The organism is Pseudomonas sp. BIOMIG1BAC (assembly GCF_001705995.2).
Taxonomy (GTDB): Bacteria; Pseudomonadota; Gammaproteobacteria; order Pseudomonadales; family Pseudomonadaceae; genus Aquipseudomonas; species Aquipseudomonas sessilinigenes.
On the sequence record NZ_CP049045.1, the window covers coordinates 1,538,307 to 1,556,448 of the forward strand.

Consider the following 18,142-nt stretch of genomic DNA (forward strand, 5'->3'; position numbering starts at 1 on the left):
ACAACGTAGGAAGCTAACAATGTCTCGCCTTGCAGAATTCCGCCGTCTAGAGCAGCAGCTTGCCCAGCAACTCGCCGAGCTCGAAGCAATGAAAAATGATGGTTCTATCCAGGCTGAAATGCAGTTTGAAGACAAACTCCACGCGTTGCTTGGCGAATACGGATACAGCCTCCGCGATGTGATTAGCATTCTCGACCCGCAAGCTGGCACTCGACGTCAGGCTCCTCAGGTTCATGAGAAGTCCACCCGCAAGTCTCGTGAAGTCAAGGTCTATAAGAACCCGCACAATGGTGAAGTCGTACAGACCAAGGGCGGCAACCATGCTGTTCTGAAGGAATGGAAAGCTGAGCACGGTGCTGAGACCGTTCAATCGTGGCGTCAGTGAGCGTCACTTCTTGACGCAGCGAATGCTTGATAGGTAGCCTCATCTGGTATTTGTCCAGCACCATTTCCTCTCTGAGTAAAAGACCTCTTTAACGGCACCCTAAACCCCGTCGTGGAGAGCTGGAGACCCCGAGCTAGACATCAAAAACCGCCCCTGATGGCGGTTTTTTTCTGCCTGTTTTCAGGCTTTGATTGGCTGTATTGGCTGCCATCAACGCGGTATGGAGTCCCAGAACCGGAAGTTCATCTTTGATTCCAGGTTTTGAATCCCCTGGGCTAATTTGACCAGCGTTTCATGCGGCAGATTACCCGCCTTCGCTTGGGCCTGAGCCTCGGCAAGGAGCTCTTTTCGCTGCTTGTCGCGATAGCGATTCAGCTTCAGGCCGGCAACCATCGCATGAGCCTGCATGGCGATCATTTCCTTGTACTCCCGGAAGAAAGGAGCAAAGGGGCGCACGCTTTCGGTTATGTCCTGACACACCTCGCCCTTGTCAGCTAGACGATCAAAGTGACACGGGTTCACCATGACGCCTTTGGAAACCTTGATGGATCGTACCCCACTGTCTCGGTAGATCTTGTTGACCAGTTCTGAGCAGTAGGAAAATTTGGCGCCGGCCCCGTTGATAGGCCTAATGCTGTAGGGCTGCTGGAGGTAGTAAGCGCTTCGCAAAAGCATGCGCTCACGATGTTCGTCAGTCACCGTGTTGAAACGAATGATCCGCCAGTTGTCCTCAACATTACTCAGTACCTCTGCAATGGTGTGGTGCTTGACGCCGATACCCATGTTGGCATCGATGCAGACCACATTCGCGTGCACCATTGCAGCGTGGCTTGCCCTGGCTTTCGAGTAGAACGGGGTCTGGGCTGCCACCAAGGCTTTGGATTTAAATTTTTTGCCGGTTACCAGGATGACGTCGCCGGTCTGAAGAATCCCGCTGAGCTCTGCGATTTTGGAGGAATATTCGTTCTCCTCGCGTCTGACCATCGCTCGGTACACAGGGAACTGATGTTCAGGCACACCACTCATCCGGGCCACGAAATCAATGCTTTCGTCCGGAGCGGCAGCGAAGTCTTCGAACGCTTTGGCGGCTTTGCCCTCGTCCGCCATAAGCTTTAATACATCCGCCCGTGCGATGTTCCGAACCTCTTCCGCGAGCACCTCTAGACCCTTCATTCCTGCTTCCTTTGACTTGGATGGCACACTGCCGAACGCGGCAAGAGAATTCCACTTCTCCATCTCCGCGTCAAAGGCAGACGTTGTAGTGCAATGCTTGGAGAATGAAGGTGTCGAGTACTTGATTGGTATTCCTGGTGAGGAAAACCTCGATCTGCTGGAGTCAGCGAAGCGCTGAACGACGCCGCGCACTGGGACTTCACCCGCTTTATGGCCATGGGGGTCTTGGACAGTGGGGGCGCGGCACCCTGCGCCTGGTTAGCGTACCGGTCGATCCGTCCTGGGGCATGCGCCGGGAGTTGATGAGCTAAAGCCTCACGACCAAGTTGGATCAGCTTTGGACAGTGTTATGCAAGTGACCTGATAGGGAGCAAGGCAGCGGTAGCTGTCCTGGCAGGATCAGACATGCGGCGCCACAAGGGGGTAGCAGAAAGCCACTAAGCTGGCTACATTCCATTGCTGTTCATGGCCAGGGAGTTTTTCGAACGACTTGGCGCTGCTGGGGCGGCGTGACACTTATGCCAAGGCCTCGAAAATTCTGGTCAATTTGCTGCAAGGATTAGCAATCATGTTGGTTAAGGTTTCAGCGTTCGACATAGATCTCAACTCGGCGATATTTGACCATCAGGCAGTTGCGGATATTGCAGCTGGGGTAACTGGGATCGTCTTTGAAGAAAATCGTACATTCTACTTTGACACAGCCGCATTTCCAGGCTTCTGCGTTGGCGTGATAATTACGGTTAAAGACCAAAAGAGCTTCTGCACTCTGGATGTCGGCGGTGCAGCTGGGGCTGTAATTAAGGTGAACAACCTTGATGAGCATAACCAGATCATGGACTTCAACTTCTTTGCATTGAATATAGAAAATGGAATTGGGGTTTATCAACACTATCACCAGTCCGCTCCACTATCGGTGCTAGAGCGACTGCTGAAGGTACAAGTTCGAACAGAGAAAGAACGGAGAATCGCCGCAGCCGTCGCTGCCGAAGAAGCAAGGCTCGGCAAGCAGTTGAGTGCTAGTCAAGCTGGCAAAATCCAGCGTGCGCATAAAAGCTACCTCAAGGTTGGAGTAGTAGTCAGACCTGAAACGCTCAAAGCTCAATTGGAGGAGTATGCGAAAATCAAAGGCATGGAGTACACCTATACAGTCCTGACTCCTGAGGTATTAGAGGCAACCCCTCTGAGCAACCGAATAAAAAAGAAGAAAGAGACGCTTGTTTTCACAAATCCAAATATCGTAGACAGTTTGGCGCGTGAGATCTCTGCCGCCGTCAGGCAATTCGGCATTAACCGAGGCAAAGTTATTGTCGAAGATGATGAAGGTGTAACCCGCCATATCAAGATCATGGATATGCCTGAGGTATTGTGGGAGCAAGAGTACGAAACCGTGGTAGCTTTGATAGACGACATCAACCCAAACGACTTCGCCAACAATGACTACCTGAAATCTCTCGTAGATCTATTTGACCATGCCGACTACACTCACCTCCTGCGAGCCAACGTCTGATGAGTACCTTTGGAAAGAGCGATGGCTGGGTCTTCTTGATCAGCACCTTGGTAATGATTGCAGTATGCGTTATCGCAGCTTCTATACCAGGACTGGTCGCCTGTTACAAATCCGTGCTCACATGCCTAGGGAAACTCTGAAAAAGACTTTCTGATTTGGCAAAATACCGCGACCCCACCCACCGAGTTTCCCGATGAAGCAGATGACCTTCGCCGACGCCGAGTACGCTGGCAAGCGCAAGCAAACCCGCAAGGAGTTGTTCCTGATCGAGATGTGTCGGCGCTGATTGAAAACTGACCCACCCTGCCGATTGAAAATTGACCCAGGGCGGATTGCTGATTTTGGCATCAGCAATTGTGGATAAGCTTAGCAGTCGTGTCCCGGTGGAAGAGGCATTAAGCCCCCACCGCATGTGGGCATGCGGCAGGGTATTTTTGGTGCGGATCAAAACAGCTCATCGTCCTCGGCACCATCATTGTCTTTGCGCTTTCGTTCACGTGACATGATCTTCGTCTGGGCGACCAAGCTGCTGTGTTGCAGGCGGTAGGACTCGTTGCCCGTTTCGACGATGTGGCAGTGGTGTGTCAGCCGATCCAGCAACGCCGTTGTCATCTTGGCGTCACCAAACACGCTCGACCATTCCGAGAAGCTGAGGTTGGTGGTGATCACCACGCTGGTGTGCTCGTACAGCTTGGACAGCAGGTGAAATAACAGGGCACCACCGCTCTGGCTGAAGGGCAAATACCCCAGTTCATCGAGTATCACCAGGTCTGTTCGTAGCAGCCCTTGAGCGATGCGGCCCGTCTTGCCGTCGTACTTTTCGCGTTCCAGCAGATTGACCAGATCCACCGTGGAGTAGAAGCGCACGCGTTTGTGATGCGTCGTGATCCCGGACACAGCCAAGGCGGTGGCGAGGTGTGTTTTGCCTGTTCCAGGCCCGCCGATGAACACGACATTCTGCGCGGTATCGGTGAACTCCAGGTTGGACAGATCCCTGATCAGGCGGGCATCTGCGCTGGAAGCGCTGAAGTCGAAGCCGGCCAAATCACGATGCATGGGGAGTTTGGCCATGTTCATCTGGTGGTTCACTGAGCGCACCGCTCGATCCGCATGTTCTTGTTGGAGAAGATGCTCAAGTAGCCATTTCGAGGATGCCGTCGAAGCTTCTCCTTGCGAGGCTAGTTCTTCCCAGGCGCTGGCCATGCCATGCAGACGCAGTTCTTTGAGTTCCGCCATAAGATCACGCATTGCGAGTCTCCTCATCGGTGGTACGGAGCCGGTCGTAGCGTGCCGTATTGGCGACAGGCGCTATCTTGAGTTGAAGGCTGGTTTCGGCGGACGGAGGGGCTGCTGTCGATGTCAGTCGAGCCAGGACATTCAGGATGTGCTCAGCACTCAAGCTGCCTGATTCAAGTACCAACTCCACAGCCACCAATATGGCGTCGAGCCCGGCGATGGGAACAGCCGCCAGTACCTGCGTCATGACTCGATCACCATTGGCGTGACGCCTCAGACCGCGTTTTAGCAGCTGCAACGGCTTCGGCAGATCAGCAAACGGAGCGCCATTGCGCAGCGCTCCAGGCTTGCGCTCGATAAGCGGGATGTAATGCTGCCAGTCAAAACTGACCTGATCTCGATCAAACAGACGCTCGTGGCTGGCAATCGTCGTTTCATCGGCGATGACCACCACCCGGGAAGGATACAAACGGCTGCTGACCCACTGGCCGACCCGCTCACACGGCACCGAATAGCGATTTCGCGCCACGCTGATCAGGCAGGTGCTGGAGACCCGTACGGTGCGCTCGACGTAGCCATCAAAGGCAGTCGGCATCGGCATCAATTCAGCGCGTTCCAGCTCCAGGACGTCCGCCACGGTCAGCCCGTTGTACTGCGGGTGCAGCAGTTCGCCCCAGAGCGCACGGCAGCGTTGGCCGAGCCAGGCATTCAATTCCTCGAAGGTGTGGAACATGCAGTTTTGAGCATCGAGCCAGATGCGCCGTCGGCTGTCTTGGACGTTCTTTTCAACGATGCCTTTTTCCCAGCCGGAAGCGACGTTGCAGAAGTCCGGGTCGAACAGGTAGTGCGCACACATCACGGCAAACCGAGCATTGACCGTGCGGCCCTTACCCTTGTTGACCTTGTCGACAGCGGTCTTCATGTTGTCGTAGATGCCGCGACGCGGCACCCCACCTAACGCGCCAAACGAGCGGGTATGGGCATCGAACAACATCTCGTGGCCTTGGCTGGGATACGCAACCAACCAAAATGCGCGACTGGCGCACAGCTTCATATGGGAGACCTGGATGCGTCGGAACAGGCCGCCGATCAGCAGACCTTCTTCGCTCCAGTCGAATTGAAAGGCCTCCCCGAGTGCAAAGGTCAGCGGCACAAAGGCTCGTAAAGACTTGCCTTGCTCGCCGCGCCACGAGCGTATAAAGGCGGTGAGTTGGCTGTAGCCGCCGTCGTACCCCTCGGCCTTGATCTGTTCGAAGAGTGCTTTGGCACTCCTGCGGTTGTGCTTTGCCCGAAACGAATCGGCCTTGAGCGCCTGCTCCAGCGTCTCGTGAAATGGACTGAGTTTGTTGAAGGTTGCGCACCGTTGGTACGCCGGCTGGGTGGCTTCGGGTGCTCTGACCCATTTTCGAATGGTGTTTCTCGACAGTCCGGTACGCTTGGCTATCTGATGCAGCGAGAGCTTGTCGCGGAAGTACATCCGCCGGATTTTTCCCAACATTTCCATGCTGATCACCCTGTGTTCTCCTGCTCGAAAAGTGAGCAGAAGCAGTTGAACACCTGGGTCAGTTTTCAGTCGGCAGAACAGCCTTTACTGGGTCAGTTTTCGGTCAGCGGCAACACGAGATGGATCGGGTGGTGCCGTGGAAGGGCTTGATTGCTTTGATCGAGCCACATTATCCGAAAGGTGAAGGTGGCCGTCCGGCCTACCCGTTGATGGCGATGCTGCGTGTGCATCTGCTGCAGAACTGGTTCGGCTACAGCGATCCAGCGATGGAGGAAGCGCTGTACGAAACCACGATCCTGCGCCAGTTTGCCGGGCTGAACCTGGAGCGCATCCCCGACGAAACCACCATTCTCAACTTCCGCCGCTTGCTGGAGAAACACGAGCTGGCGGCCGGCATCCTCGCTGTCATCAATGGCTATCTGGGCGACCGCGGCCTGTCGCTGCGCCAGGGCACCATCGTCGATGCAACGCTGATCAATGCGCCCAGTTCGACCAAGAACAAGGACGGCAAGCGCGACCCGGAAATGCACCAGACCAAGAAGGGAAACCAGTATTATTTTGGCATGAAGGCCCACATCGGCGCCGATGACGAATCGGGTCTGGTGCACAGCGTAGTGGGCACGGCGGCCAATGTGGCGGATGTCACCCAGGTGGACAAATTGCTGCATGGCGACGAAAACGTGGTCTGCGCCGATGCAGGCTACACCGGTGTCGAAAAGCGGCCCGAGCATGAAGGACGTGAAGTTATCTGGCAGGTGGCGGCACGCCGCAGCACCTACAAAAAACTCGATAAGCGCAGCGTGCTGTACAAAGCCAAGCGCAAGATTGAAAAGGCCAAGGCTCAGGTGCGCGCCAAGGTCGAGCATCCGTTCCGGGTAATCAAGCGCCAGTTCGGTTACACCAAGGTGCGCTTTCGCGGCTTGGCCAAAAACACGGCGCAACTGGTGACACTGTTCGCTCTGTCGAACCTGTGGATGGCGCGCCGACATTTACTGACGAATGCAGGAGAGGTGCGCCTGTAATGCGGGAAATGGCCACCGGAGTGGGGTCCGGGTGGCGAAAACGTAAGAAATACTCGTCGAATTGATTGTTTTTTGATCATTTGGCGAGTTTAAAAGTTGCGCTAGGTGGTATGCCGGGGAAATACATGGCTACTTCAGACCATCCCTAGACCTTGAGGGCATGACAAAACTTGCAAAAGTCTATGACGACAAGCTACGGAGTGACTTCTTTGCCGGTTTCTTAGCCGTAGGTGCATTCTTGCTATCCCTTAAGACCTTTATTGTCATGACAATGAAGATCAATGTTTATGATACCAGCAACTACGAAGACACCTGGAAAAAGCAGTTTGCATTAGACCCTAGGGTCGGCCCACGCTACAAAGGTTTAAAGCGATTGAATGACTGCCTATTCAATTCAATATTAGCTTCATTAGTTGCAGCTGTGGCACAGGTCAGTATTGGATTAGTAGGAGGTGTAGTGATCACGATCCTCTGTGTGTGGCTTTGTGCGATCTCAGTCATATATCTGACATTCTGCTTGTATCTCGTAAAGCGAAACCTGGACTCTATAATACCTACCTCCTAAAATATATAGCGCACTGCATTAGCTGTTTTTTGAACCTTGCCACGATAAGATCTCTCCCTAAAACGGATAACAGACACCTGGCAATGTTATTAATGAGAGCATTGCCAGCCCGTGTGGGAATTCTAACGACACCCGATGATTGCCACTGCCGTGGTCGAGCCAGGCAAGGCCTGTGAGCTTCAGAGCGCAGTACACTCTGTCGAACTATCGGATTCAGAGGTGGCAAGTATGTCACGCGATGACTTCAAACAGAGCACCATAAAAAGACTTCGGGACAGGGTCGCACATCGGTGCTCGAACCCGAGCTGCAGAGTCGCCACGTCAGCCCCACAGGATGAGGAGGGGGTGACCAATGTCGGTAAAGCGGCGCACATATGTGCCGCCTCGCCTGGCGGTGCCCGCTTCGACGCTGGCATGACCAGTAACGAGAGGAAGGCCTTTTCAAATGGCATTTGGCTCTGCGCGATTCATGCCGATGAAATCGACCGGGACGTCAACACCTACACGGTCGAGTTGCTCCAAGGCTGGAAGAAACAAGCCGAAGCCACTGCTAAGGCCGAGCTCGGCAAACGCCAGCCCTCAGCTCAAGACGCACCCGATCTCTTGGCCATGACCCTGACTGGATTTCCAAAAAGCTTCTTGCCCACTGCGATTCAGAATGCCCATACAGCGACTGCACAAGTCCTGTCACAGACTGATCCTCGCTTCGATGTCATCACCAAGTACGATCCTCAACACGGTACCGTCTTCCAAGTGAGTGCGAAGGAAAACGTGCAGCTTGCCATGACGGTAGGGGGAAAGGATGCCCCAGTGGCTGCTACTGGTTTCAACGCGCTGTTTGAGCATGGCCAAAGCCTAGAGCTGGACATGACCAACGTCGCCATCCAGGGATCGCCACTGTTCGACGCGATCGTGGACATGACCAAAGGCGCGGGGGGAAAGATGCAGTTTTTTCGCCCTCCTACCCGTGTGATTCAGAAGATCATTCTGACGGATCCGGACACCCTAGAACCGCTGGTGTTGGACGATATGCCTGGAGAAATCGTGTGGGGCACCAAGTCGTTCCGCCTCAGGGGAAAATCCATGGCAGGGATGCTCAAGCTCGTTGCCGAGGTCGACGATGGGGGCGCGGTTTCCAATGTGAACTTCAACATCAGCGTTGAATGCTGGCAGTCGCGCCCGGTCAACCAACTGCCCTGGTTCTCGAAAATCGCGCAATTTGCTGAAGCTGCGCTCAACGGATGGAAGGTCTCCCTCATAGTTGAGCTCGATGGTGAGCGACTTTACGTCATGTCGATCAATTTGCGGCCTGAAGGCTTCAAGCGACTGACGACTTTGATGACCTATTTACAGTGGGCGAGACGCCTCACGGAGTTTCTGGGTATATCGATCAATGTTGACCTGACCTCTGGTCTCACAGATGAAGACTACGTTGAGCTGAAAGACAGTGTTGATGCCATTGATGGGTTCTACAAGCCGCTGGAGAGCATCAAATTCCCTATTCGAAGCGCGACGAGAATGGGTGAAGACGAGGCCAGCCAGTTCCAAAACCAGCGATATCGCTTCAAAGAATTCGACGCCACGGAGCAGAAAGGCATCAACGTATTTGGCCAGGCGGTTTCTTTACCCCCGGTTGACATCATGATCAGGAACGGGCTCTTGGAGCTGGTGAGTTACGAGAATTCGGTCGCCAGCTTTCATATCTATCCACTGCAGGACTTCGACGCGCACTGCCGGTTTGCACAGAAGCCATGAGAGGCGGCTCAGGGCTTGCTGATGCTTGGTCAGTCACCAAGGGCAGGAAGCAGACGAAATCTTGAATCGGCCTGTGCTTGCGAGCTGGAGGCTCTATTTACGGAGCCGTTCGCAAGCAGCTCGCGGCTGGAAGTGCTTGGTAGCCCATTACAATCTGAAAGCCTTTAGCACCATGCTCTCGACAAAGGCATGAACCGCATCATCACCCTCTTGCCGATCCAAAAGGTAGTTGGTGCTAACGTCGATTTCCTCAAAGGCGCAGGCGTAATCGGGCTTCAGTGCTCGACGACCCTCCGGCACTTCGTACTCCACGCGAATGATGACTTTCTGGTCGTTAGACAGATTCCAGAACTCAGAGAATGTCTGGGCTCGCGACTCGAACCAGAAGCGCACCCAGTTCGCGCGCAAAGGTTTTTTGCCTTTGCCTGCTACCGGTTTGAAGTCGCTGATCAGCATCAAGACGATGATGACCTCGTGCTCTTGGAGTGCGCGGTAGCGCCACACGTGTTCCTTATCGGCCACCTTAAGGGCATTGATGAAGTCCTTAATATCCACAAACCCCACGTGATTTCTGAATTGCAGCCAGTGGATACGCCAGTTCTTGAAGAAGCTATCCCGTAGCGCTTTCGTGCGCGCCGGGTCTTCGTCCACTGGGCAGAGCACTGTGTACTTGTGACTGGTACTAGCCTTGATGGGGCAGAAGGGCTTTGGCTGGCCGGGGGTAGCCGGGAAATGGCTGAAGGTGGAGTGATCCTGGGCCACGATCTCGCCCCGGATCAGTAGGTTTTGCCGGCAGCCAGGACAGGTAGCGGGCGGGCGATTGGCTTTGACGGTGCCGACAAAGGGCGGGCCAAACTCAGCGCGGTACTGAGAAATCGTGACGGGCTTGCCCGTCCAGGGATGTCTAGCGATCTTCATCAATAGATCCATCTAAAACGTCTGAGTGTCCTTGGAACGATCTGGAAACTCAAGGCGCATAGGTGGCTGTCAGCCCTATGATAGAGCCGTTGGTGACCCAAGCCGAAGGTCGCTGCTCAGGGGTAGCCTCAGCCGCGTCACTTTCTTCCTCGCTTACGTGCTGGCGGCGCAGTTAGGCCTACGCTTTCGTATCTGGATTCGCTTGAGACCAAGGCACACATCACCAGCTCAGAGCGGCTTCTGCAATAAACGGTTACAGATCCCGAATGCAGCTGCGACCATGGTGCAGCGGCCAAGCCGGGGCATCCGTCTTAACATATTGTTTCAAATGGCGATCCGACCTATTCGATCTCGCCGAGTTGTACTGGATTCAGAGGAAAATGCCGTATGCAGTCAGCCTATACCGTCCTAATCCTGCTGACGCTCGTGAGCGTCTCAAAGCTAGCTGGTCGGCTGCTCCCCATTCCGTTGCCACTGGTGCAGATCGGGGCAGGTGCTCTGCTGGCTTGGCCTAATCTGGGCCTACATGTCGTCCTCAACCCAGAACTTTTCCTTTTTTTATTCCTACCTCCGCTGCTTTTCGTCGATGGCTGGCGAATGCCGAAGCGCGAGCTCTGGCGGTTGCGCGGGCCTGTTCTGACCCTCGCCGTGGGATTGGTGTTGTTCACCGTAATCGGGGCTGGCTACTTCATTCACTGGATCCTTCCAACTATCCCCTTGCCAGTGGCGTTCGCCCTGGCGGCTGTGCTCTCGCCCACAGATGCGGTGGCCGTTTCGGCTATTACTCAAGGCAGGCTGCCCACGCCCTTGATGCATATGCTGCAGGGCGAAGCGCTGCTCAATGATGCATCGGGCCTGGTGACCTTCAAGTTTGCCTTGGCCGCAGCCATTACCGGGGTGTTCTCCCTTACCGATGCAAGCCTGACGTTCTTCCTTGTCGCGCTTGGCGGCCTGGCGGTGGGCGTCGCACTCAGCTGGCTGCTTGGGCGCCTGCGTATGTGGATGATTGCCCGTGGATGGGATGACCCGGCTACCCATGTGGTGTTCATGCTTCTGCTGCCATTCGCCGCCTATGTGCTGGCCGAGCGCTTGGGTGTTTCGGGCATCCTCTCGGCAGTGGCTGCCGGCATGATGCAGAGCTGGCTCGATCTATTGCCAAGACAGACCAGCACCCGGTTGCTCAACCGTAGCGTTTGGTCACTTCTCGAATTTGCTTTTAACGGGCTCATATTTTTACTGTTGGGCTTGCAATTGCCCGACATCATCAAGGCCGTGGTCAGCCACGAATCATCGCTCTGGCCCACGCTTGCATATCGCTGCTTGGACGTAATCGCGATATTTGCGGTGCTGGTATTACTGCGCTTCGTTTGGGTGCAAAGCACCTGGCGGGGTGTCGGTAAGATCCGTCGCTGGAGCGGGAAGCCCGAACTGGCGTTGTTACCAACAGCGCGTTCTTGCTGGCTACTGACTTTGGGTGGTGTGCGTGGGGCCGTAACCCTGGCGGGCGTTATGTCGGTACCGCTGCTCATTTCTCCTGGCGCGTCATTCCCCGAGCGCGATCTGCTGATTTTCATCGCTGCTGGCGTGATCCTGATGTCGCTGGTCTCGGCCTGCATTGCGCTGCCTTGGTTGCTCCGTGGGGTAGACAGAGGCCCGGATGAGGCCCTGGAGCAGGAAGTGCAGGAAACTTGGAAGCTCACTGCTGAAGCTGCCATCCACGCATTGGAGGCAGAAGACGTAGCTGTGCCAGGCGCAGCCTCAGATGCCGCTCAGGCTGCCATGGCTGCAGAGCTGAAAGGGCGCTTGATGGCTGAATACCGGGAAGAGCTGGAGAGCTACAACGACACTGCAGAGGCGCGCGCCTTGGCTCAACAAATGGATCAGCTTGAGCGCCGCCTGAGGTTGACGGCGTTGCGGGCGCAGCGCTTGGAGCTCTATAGCCTCCATCGTAAGCACCTGGTCGGGGATGACGTGGTGCGCAAGGTACTGGGCGAGCTGGACATGAGTGAGGCGAATCTAGGGCAGGGTTGATGATTATCGGATACCTCGCAAGGTCAGAGTGACACTGGACAGCCTCCAGATGTCACTCAGGCATATCACGACTTACCGCCTTTATCATTGCGAGTAGGTAGTCGGACAATTTTGGACGATTTGTATAGCTGCAACTGCGAAAACGCAGTGACCTGCACATCGAGTTGCATTCGCACTGAACACCCAATTGCAACGCCACTGAACAGCAGTTGCATTCAGTCTGAACAGCGATTGCACGATTTGCACACAGACCAAGGCCAGCCCTCGCTCAAATGAAAAAGCCGGTCACTGGTGACCGGCCTTAGGGTTGCAAGTGGCGGATGACGTCAGAGTTTCTTCCCTTTGCGCTTACGCATCGACTCGCCACTCAGTGGCAGCATGTGCGCGCGATGAACGATGCGATCCAGAATGGCATCAGCGATGGTTGGGTCACCAAACAGGTCGTACCATTTCTCCGTCGGGAACTGGCTGGTCAACAGCAGTGCACCGTTCATTGATTGCTGATCGATAATTTCCAGCAATGCAGGCCCGAGGTGCTTCTCGATTCCGCCAATGCCCAGGTCATCGATGATCAGCAATTGAGTCTTGATCAGCTGTCGTCGCAACTTGGGCAGAGAGCCATCGGCATGCGAACGGGCGATGTCTTCAAATAGCCGTGTGGAGGTGCAGTAGTAGGTAGTAAAGCCTTGGCGACAGGCCTGGTTGCCGAAGGCGCAGGCGAGCCAGCTCTTGCCAGTACCGGTGGCTCCCGTAAGGATCAGATTCTGCTTACGCCGAATCCACTCGCCTTCCGCCAACGCCATGACCTGGCTGTGATCCAGCCCACGATCACTTCTATATTCAACATCCTCAAGGGCTGCCTGGCTGAAGCGCAACTTGGCCGCCTTGAGGTAGCGCCCAATCTTACGGGTGTCGCGCTCCGCGGCTTCGAAATCCAGCAGATCGCCGAGCCGCACATCGAAGGCTTGGGTCTGGATGGCCGGCTGATCACGCTGACGCTCGTAGGCCATGGCCATGCCACGCAATCCCAATTCGACCAGCCGTTGAGTGGTATTGGCGGCAGTCATGCAGTTTCTCCAGGTTGGGTAATGTAATAGGCCGCACCGCGCAGGTTGGCGTGCTCAATCACGGGACTATCCGCTGCTGCTGGTCGGGTGCGATCTGCGCCGCTGCGCAGGATTGACCTCAGGCGGCCGTAGCCCAGGCAGTTCAGCTCCAGCGCGTAAGCGCAGGCGGACTCTAGGCGGTCATGCAGTTGTTCCTTGCGGGTATCACGCTGCAAGGCAATCACAGCCTTCAAGCCATTGGCAAAGTCCGGGCGCTCTTCCAGGTTGCGCCGTGCATAGTCATACGTGGCTGGACCGATGGACTCGGCCCAAGCCAGCAAGGCTTCTGGCTGGGTGTCCCGCTGATGACGGTGCTGGGGCGGCAGGTGCTCCGGCACCGTGGTAACGCCAACTCCTTGAGCCAGGGTATGACTGGCAATCTGGCGCCGCTGATGAAACACCATCAAGCGATCACTGTTGACCCGGATATCCACCAGCAGGTGGATGTATTGAAACGGTACCGAGTAGTGGTGACCGCTGTGCTCCAGGTGGTAATCGCTGGCCACCCGGATTTGGTAGCGCCACTGGCTATAGGCATAAGGCTCTGCCGGGAGGCTCTGGAGTTCCGGGGCATCCAGCTCCTGAAAGCGAACCAGTCGGTTTTTCGGGTAGGTTCTGGTCGTGCGCTCATTCAGACGCGCCATCCAATAGTCGAGGCGCTCATTCAGCTCTTCCAGCGAAAAGAAGGTGTGGTTGCGCAGGCGCGCCAACACCCAGCGTTGCACGATCTGCACGCCAATCTCAGCCAAGGACTTGTCCTGCGGGCGCCGGGGCCGAGCGGGATGAATGCTGAATCCATAATGCTCGGCGAACTCCTGGTAGGCAGGGTTCAGCTGAATGTGCTCTTTGCCACTTCGGAGTACCGCCGCCTTCAGGTTATCCGGCACTACATAGCGCGGCACACCAGCGAGATGCTCCAGAGCAAGACGATGGCAGTGCAGCCAGTCGGCTACGGTTTGGCTGGCCACGGCCGTGGCGAACAGGTAGCCCGAGGCCCCCAGGGTGCCGACGAAAACTTGCGCTTTGGAGACCTCCCCGGTGTCTTGATTGACGATGGGCATGGTGCGTCCGCAGAAATCCACAAACAGCTTGTCGCCGGGTTTATGGATTTGCCGCATGCTGATTTTCTGCTGGTTGCGCCAGGCCCGGTAGAGGCGAGTGAACTGCGCATAGGACACGCTATCCGGCTCGCCCACTCGGAACTCTTGCCAGAGCAGATCCAGCGTAACGTCCCGTTGCTGCAGTTGTTCATGAATATTCGCCCAATTGGGTGTGGCTCGGCGACTACCGCCCTCTGTGCCAGCGCTGAAACGGGCCTGCAAGGCAGAATCTTCTAAGTCGCGCAGCTGTTCCCAATCCTCACCCCGCTGGCTCAGCCGATCTCTCAGGCCGCGAACGGTATTGGGTGAAATCCCCACCAGACGAGCCACCGCCCGATGCGATAGCGAGGGGTTGCAGGCATGGCGCACGGCCTGCCGGAGTTGATCAATGGTCAATCTCATAGGTTCTCCCCGCGACAGGCGCGGTTACGCCTCGCCCGTCACGATCAATGCAAATTCATGGATGAATGGGCAGGCAGCCGGGTTGACGCCCGACACCGGGAAACACAGAATGAGAACGTCTGGGGTTCAACCTGACGTTTCTCGAAAGGCCTGGGGGCGCAATCCCCAGGCCTTTTGCATTTCCATGGCCTGTAACGCTACGAATCAGTCAGGGCTCATGGTGTTTCTCCTCGCTGTTCAGGTTATCCAGTGGTCGGGCACGTGCTCAGACGTCGCTCGATGGCATTGGTTGATCGCACGCACCATCAGGTTCGTTGCTCTGCACAGCGTGGCGCTGACAGGCAATCCAGGCGGCAATGTCTTTCGCCAGCGCGAACCTGCCACGTCGATTGGGCAGTATAAAAAACGGCACATCGATCATCCCTCTCGACAGCGCCACGCGAAATGCGGCCGGCGAGCGAAAACCCAATTCCCGCCACAGGGCATTGCTGCCCAGCATCACCCCATAGCGCGCCGTCAAGCCATGCTCCAATTCATTAGCCAGACGCTGGATAGGGTTCTGTTCGTTCATGACGCTCGCCGTTTCGCGTAGTTACGGATCATGGTAGAGAAATCGCTGGGGCGGCACGAGCCGTAACCTTTCAACCAACTTTTACTGTATTTGTGCGCGCCGGATGAAGCTAAGTGACTGAATTTCAACGCATCAATGCGCTGCTCGTGAGTTTTCGCGCGAGCATGCGAAACAAAAACCGCCGAGCAGCTCCGCCCGCCAAGCGCGATCAAGCTGACGTTTTGCGCGTGCGGTATTGGTATGAAGGACTGCGGCACCGCACCGGGTTGGCTACGGCCTATAAGCTCGAGCAGCACTTCGAGCCGGAGTCATTTCGCAAGCAGGACGGGATCACCAGTAACCGCTGCAAATGGCAGCGCTATGCGGCTGGCCGGCATACCCCGCAGGCCAAGCTGGCAGCCCGTATTGATGCCCAAGTACCAGGCTCATTGCAGGAGCTGCAGCATCCCCTTTGGGCCATCCTGAAACATCAGCCATCCCGCACCACGCTAAGCGAGGCGTTTCTGCAGCGCTTGAAGCCGGATGTGCAGGCGGTGCTGTTCGAGCCCGTCGGTGGTATCGAGGTTTACTGGCAGCGGGCCAGAGTCACCGTCGTGCTGATGAGAAAGCTGGAGCGCATTGCCAGCCTGGATGCTCTGGCGGCATTGACCTGGCTGCTGCGAGAAGCCATCGCGCAGGGCGGCCATAAGAGTGCAGAGCGCCTGGCAAACAGCATTTATACAGTGCTGTTAATCATGGGTATCGAGTGGCAAAACAGGGAGCTGGCAGAGCCGCTGCTCAAGCTATTTGCACAACGCATTTTGCCGCTGGGTTCGCCATCCCATCGGCGGTTCTGCATGAGCGGAAAGGACATGCTTGAATGCTCGGCAGCGCTCAATCTGATTGTGTACCAAACCACCGACGGCAGGCGTCGCAGCCTGACCTGGCTGCAGCGGGTGCACATCATGCGCCGGTTACTGGCTGGCATGACGGGCTTCGATGTGGTGCATGCCCTGGCGCCCCAGTACATGCCCGTGGGAACCGATGTGCCGGCGGAAATAATGCATCGGCTCGAACAAGATGAGCGCTGGCGACAATGGGGGTGGAGCAGCATTAACTCCGTCCAGCCAGAGCCCTTCCCGCCGCCTGAACTCTTGATTCCGCGGCGGGAGACAACTGCTGTCCCATCAACCTCGCCTGGGTGACCTGCTTGCGTGCTATTGATAGTGCCATGAGTCCAAGGGCAGTACGCAGCTTGGACGGCTACGCGTATGGGACTACATTGCGAGCGAGTCGAGCCGTTCCGTCGTCGAAGCTAAAACGCACAGGCGTTCATCACTACCTAGTCAACATTAACCCGTGTGGGGGCGTTTGACCGGGAACGATAAGAAGGGTTTGATCTCTTTGAGCACGAACATACTCTGCATTTCCTTGATGCCCGGTAACTGCCGAATAACGGTCATGGCGAAGTCAGCAAACGAATCGAGATCACGCGCCACTACCTGCAGGAGGAAGTCGGCGTCGCCGCCGATGCTGTAGCACGCCACAACATCCTCCAGCTGCATGACCTCCTGCTCGAATTTCCTTGCCTCGGCTTCACTGTGGCGATCGATGTTAATCCGTATGAACACCATGACTCCCAGCCCGATCTTGCGCCGGTCAAGCACCGCCCTGTAACCCTGGATGAAGCGATGTTCCTCCAACTGCCTGACCCTACGCCAGCAGGGCGAAGCAGACATACCAATGTGGTCGGCCAGGGTCTGGTTGGTGATCCTGCCGTCCTGCTGCAGGGCAGTAAGGATTCTGACATCCGTCAGATTTAGCGCTTGCTCGGTCATAAATTCCACCCGTCCATGAGAAATGGGAAGATTCTACCCTTTTCGATTTTGCAGGCAATTGAAATAGAAATTTTTTTCCCAATCAAAGGGCGTAGCATTTTTCCAACTTCTGAACATAAAAAGTTGCATTAATCTCGGCGCCATTATTTTGCGACTCAATATTCTGAGCCTATACCAGGCAACTAGATTGGTCGCCATTTCCATGGTCAATTCAAGGATGAAAAATGATCCTGCATCTTGTCTTCTTCAAGTTTCACGAGCCCTTTCAATGGTGTGACGATGAAGTGATCGATGCTGAGGCGTCGACACGCCAGCATCCACTTCATATCAGAGAAATACTGGGCTGGGCTTGCGGAAGAAATATCAGCCCGCGCAATAGAGCTGTGGACTTTGCGGTGATGGGTTTATTTGATAATCAGGATGCGCTGTCTGCATTTCTGATTCACCCCAATCACCAGCAAGGTGTATCGAAGTGGCAGAAAATTGCCAGCTGGCAAGTGGTCGATCTTGACATTGAAAGTGACACTACTAAATTTTTCGGACTTATCAATGACTGGGCCGACTCAAGTCTGACGCAGTTTGAATAGTTAAAGACTTTTTAATGAGCGTGGAGAATTCAATGAATTTCGATGCAACTATTCACAAGTGTGTAATCGTAGTCGACAGCGCATTGGGGGTCGGACATGCCGCCAATGCGGCCAGCGTCATCGGCGTCAGTCTAGGGCGTTCGGTGAGTGGCTTGGTCGGGCCGGATATGCAAAGCCGTGACAATGTGAATTACCCAGGCGTCATCTACGCGCCGTTGCCGATTCTGCTCACCAGCAACGAGCATTTGCAGTCTCTCCAAGAGAGGGCGCTGACGGATGAGGAAATCCACACCATGCCATTCAGTGCCTTGGCGCAATCCTGCAAAACTTATCAGGAGTATGAGGCCCGTATCTCTGGCACCGACAGCTCGGGCATCGAACTAGTTGCCATTGGGCTAATCGGACCGCAGAAAAAAATTAGCAAGTTGACAGGGAATCTTCCGCTGCTCAAATGACAAGGAGG

At 55.5% G+C, this 18,142-nt stretch carries 16 protein-coding genes and 2 pseudogenes; 10 read left to right on the plus strand and 8 right to left on the minus strand.

Features of this window, described 5'->3' with window-relative positions; translation table 11 throughout:
* Positions 1 to 19 precede the first annotated feature (19 nt).
* A complete protein-coding gene (locus tag ATY02_RS07010; protein ID WP_083235636.1) occupies positions 20 to 385 on the plus strand; it encodes a histone-like nucleoid-structuring protein, MvaT/MvaU family in 366 nt (121 codons plus the stop codon).
* A 210-nt stretch (positions 386 to 595) separates the two neighbouring features.
* Here ATY02_RS07010 and ATY02_RS07015 read toward each other — a convergent pair whose 3' ends face one another.
* A complete protein-coding gene (locus ATY02_RS07015; protein ID WP_068576838.1) occupies positions 596 to 1,558 on the minus strand; it encodes a YiiX/YebB-like N1pC/P60 family cysteine hydrolase in 963 nt (320 codons plus the stop codon).
* 61 nt (positions 1,559 to 1,619) lie between these two features.
* Between ATY02_RS07015 and ATY02_RS35905 the strand changes: the two are divergent.
* The 3 genes and pseudogenes from ATY02_RS35905 to ATY02_RS07025 all read left to right on the plus strand — a co-directional run.
* Positions 1,620 to 1,733: pseudogene (locus ATY02_RS35905) on the plus strand (hypothetical protein); the annotation flags it as partial.
* 52 nt (positions 1,734 to 1,785) lie between these two features.
* A pseudogene (locus tag ATY02_RS35910) lies at positions 1,786 to 1,869 on the plus strand (DUF4113 domain-containing protein); the annotation flags it as partial.
* Positions 1,870 to 2,048: 179 nt separating this feature from the next.
* The gene (locus tag ATY02_RS07025; protein WP_141698177.1) at positions 2,049 to 3,065 is read left to right on the plus strand and encodes a hypothetical protein; all 1,017 of its coding nucleotides are present in this window, start codon (positions 2,049 to 2,051) and stop codon (positions 3,063 to 3,065) included.
* Positions 3,066 to 3,509: 444 nt separating this feature from the next.
* Here ATY02_RS07025 and istB (ATY02_RS07030) read toward each other — a convergent pair whose 3' ends face one another.
* Both istB (ATY02_RS07030) and istA (ATY02_RS07035) read right to left on the minus strand, forming a co-directional pair.
* A complete protein-coding gene (istB, locus tag ATY02_RS07030; protein ID WP_020300922.1) occupies positions 3,510 to 4,313 on the minus strand; it encodes an IS21-like element helper ATPase IstB in 804 nt (267 codons plus the stop codon).
* A complete protein-coding gene (gene istA, locus ATY02_RS07035) occupies positions 4,306 to 5,805 on the minus strand; it encodes an IS21-like element ISPpu27 family transposase (RefSeq protein WP_115284415.1) in 1,500 nt (499 codons plus the stop codon). The genes istB (ATY02_RS07030) and istA (ATY02_RS07035) overlap by 8 nt, the downstream gene beginning before the upstream one ends.
* Before the next feature lie 53 nt (positions 5,806 to 5,858).
* On the opposite strand from istA (ATY02_RS07035), the gene ATY02_RS07040 reads away from it, so the two are divergent.
* Together ATY02_RS07040 and ATY02_RS07045 are read left to right on the plus strand one after the other, a co-directional pair.
* On the plus strand, positions 5,859 to 6,827 hold the full coding sequence (locus tag ATY02_RS07040) for an IS5 family transposase (RefSeq protein WP_228022309.1): 969 nt from the start codon (positions 5,859 to 5,861) through the stop codon (positions 6,825 to 6,827).
* A 910-nt stretch (positions 6,828 to 7,737) separates the two neighbouring features.
* Positions 7,738 to 9,147, plus strand: a complete 1,410-nt coding sequence (locus ATY02_RS07045; protein ID WP_141698205.1) for a hypothetical protein — start codon at positions 7,738 to 7,740, stop codon at positions 9,145 to 9,147.
* 147 nt (positions 9,148 to 9,294) lie between these two features.
* On the opposite strand, the gene ATY02_RS07050 is transcribed toward ATY02_RS07045, so the two are convergent.
* A complete protein-coding gene (locus ATY02_RS07050; RefSeq protein WP_068585693.1) occupies positions 9,295 to 10,065 on the minus strand; it encodes a hypothetical protein in 771 nt (256 codons plus the stop codon).
* 387 nt (positions 10,066 to 10,452) lie between these two features.
* Between ATY02_RS07050 and ATY02_RS07055 the strand changes: the two genes are divergently transcribed.
* The gene (locus ATY02_RS07055) at positions 10,453 to 12,096 is read left to right on the plus strand and encodes a Na+/H+ antiporter (RefSeq protein ID WP_068585690.1); all 1,644 of its coding nucleotides are present in this window, start codon (positions 10,453 to 10,455) and stop codon (positions 12,094 to 12,096) included.
* Between the two features lie 326 nt (positions 12,097 to 12,422).
* Here the strand turns inward: ATY02_RS07055 and istB (ATY02_RS07060) are convergent, their stop codons facing one another.
* The 3 genes from istB (ATY02_RS07060) to ATY02_RS07070 form a co-directional block, all read right to left on the minus strand.
* Positions 12,423 to 13,163: an IS21-like element helper ATPase IstB gene (gene istB, locus ATY02_RS07060; RefSeq protein WP_034055855.1), complete on the minus strand. Its 741-nt coding sequence runs from the start codon at positions 13,161 to 13,163 to the stop codon at positions 12,423 to 12,425.
* Positions 13,160 to 14,704, minus strand: a complete 1,545-nt coding sequence (istA, locus tag ATY02_RS07065; RefSeq protein ID WP_052169361.1) for an IS21 family transposase — start codon at positions 14,702 to 14,704, stop codon at positions 13,160 to 13,162. The genes istB (ATY02_RS07060) and istA (ATY02_RS07065) overlap by 4 nt, the downstream gene beginning before the upstream one ends.
* A 265-nt stretch (positions 14,705 to 14,969) precedes the next feature.
* Positions 14,970 to 15,275, minus strand: a complete 306-nt coding sequence (locus ATY02_RS07070) for a hypothetical protein (RefSeq protein ID WP_068585687.1) — start codon at positions 15,273 to 15,275, stop codon at positions 14,970 to 14,972.
* A gap of 113 nt (positions 15,276 to 15,388) precedes the next feature.
* On the opposite strand from ATY02_RS07070, the gene ATY02_RS07075 reads away from it, so the two are divergent.
* On the plus strand, positions 15,389 to 16,459 hold the full coding sequence (locus tag ATY02_RS07075; RefSeq protein WP_068585684.1) for a hypothetical protein: 1,071 nt from the start codon (positions 15,389 to 15,391) through the stop codon (positions 16,457 to 16,459).
* Between the two features lie 147 nt (positions 16,460 to 16,606).
* On the opposite strand, the gene ATY02_RS07080 is transcribed toward ATY02_RS07075, so the two are convergent.
* Complete coding sequence (locus ATY02_RS07080) at positions 16,607 to 17,092, minus strand: Lrp/AsnC family transcriptional regulator (protein ID WP_034055851.1); 486 nt, start codon at positions 17,090 to 17,092, stop codon at positions 16,607 to 16,609.
* A 224-nt stretch (positions 17,093 to 17,316) separates the two neighbouring features.
* Between ATY02_RS07080 and ATY02_RS07085 the strand changes: the two genes are divergently transcribed.
* Together ATY02_RS07085 and ATY02_RS07090 are read left to right on the plus strand one after the other, a co-directional pair.
* Positions 17,317 to 17,679 (plus strand): Dabb family protein, encoded by a 363-nt coding sequence (locus tag ATY02_RS07085; protein WP_034055849.1) that lies wholly within the window; start codon positions 17,317 to 17,319, stop codon positions 17,677 to 17,679.
* Positions 17,680 to 17,711: 32 nt separating this feature from the next.
* Complete coding sequence (locus ATY02_RS07090; protein ID WP_034055847.1) at positions 17,712 to 18,134, plus strand: DUF2000 domain-containing protein; 423 nt, start codon at positions 17,712 to 17,714, stop codon at positions 18,132 to 18,134.
* The last annotated feature ends 8 nt before the right edge of the window (positions 18,135 to 18,142 follow it).

Bases quoted from the DNA above. Each gene is read 5' to 3' on its own strand.
- ATY02_RS07010 (WP_083235636.1), top strand. From the start codon at position 20: ATGTCTCGCCTTGCAGAATTCCGCCGTCTAGAGCAGCAGCTTGCCCAG.
- ATY02_RS07015 (WP_068576838.1), bottom strand. From the start codon at position 1,558: ATGAAGGGTCTAGAGGTGCTCGCGGAAGAGGTTCGGAACATCGCACGG.
- istB (WP_020300922.1), bottom strand. From the start codon at position 4,313: ATGCGTGATCTTATGGCGGAACTCAAAGAACTGCGTCTGCATGGCATG.
- istA (WP_115284415.1), bottom strand. From the start codon at position 5,805: ATGGAAATGTTGGGAAAAATCCGGCGGATGTACTTCCGCGACAAGCTC.
- ATY02_RS07050 (WP_068585693.1), bottom strand. From the start codon at position 10,065: ATGAAGATCGCTAGACATCCCTGGACGGGCAAGCCCGTCACGATTTCT.
- ATY02_RS07055 (WP_068585690.1), top strand. From the start codon at position 10,453: ATGCAGTCAGCCTATACCGTCCTAATCCTGCTGACGCTCGTGAGCGTC.
- istB (WP_034055855.1), bottom strand. From the start codon at position 13,163: ATGACTGCCGCCAATACCACTCAACGGCTGGTCGAATTGGGATTGCGT.
- istA (WP_052169361.1), bottom strand. From the start codon at position 14,704: ATGAGATTGACCATTGATCAACTCCGGCAGGCCGTGCGCCATGCCTGC.
- ATY02_RS07070 (WP_068585687.1), bottom strand. From the start codon at position 15,275: ATGAACGAACAGAACCCTATCCAGCGTCTGGCTAATGAATTGGAGCAT.
- ATY02_RS07080 (WP_034055851.1), bottom strand. From the start codon at position 17,092: ATGACCGAGCAAGCGCTAAATCTGACGGATGTCAGAATCCTTACTGCC.
- ATY02_RS07085 (WP_034055849.1), top strand. From the start codon at position 17,317: ATGATCCTGCATCTTGTCTTCTTCAAGTTTCACGAGCCCTTTCAATGG.
- ATY02_RS07090 (WP_034055847.1), top strand. From the start codon at position 17,712: ATGAATTTCGATGCAACTATTCACAAGTGTGTAATCGTAGTCGACAGC.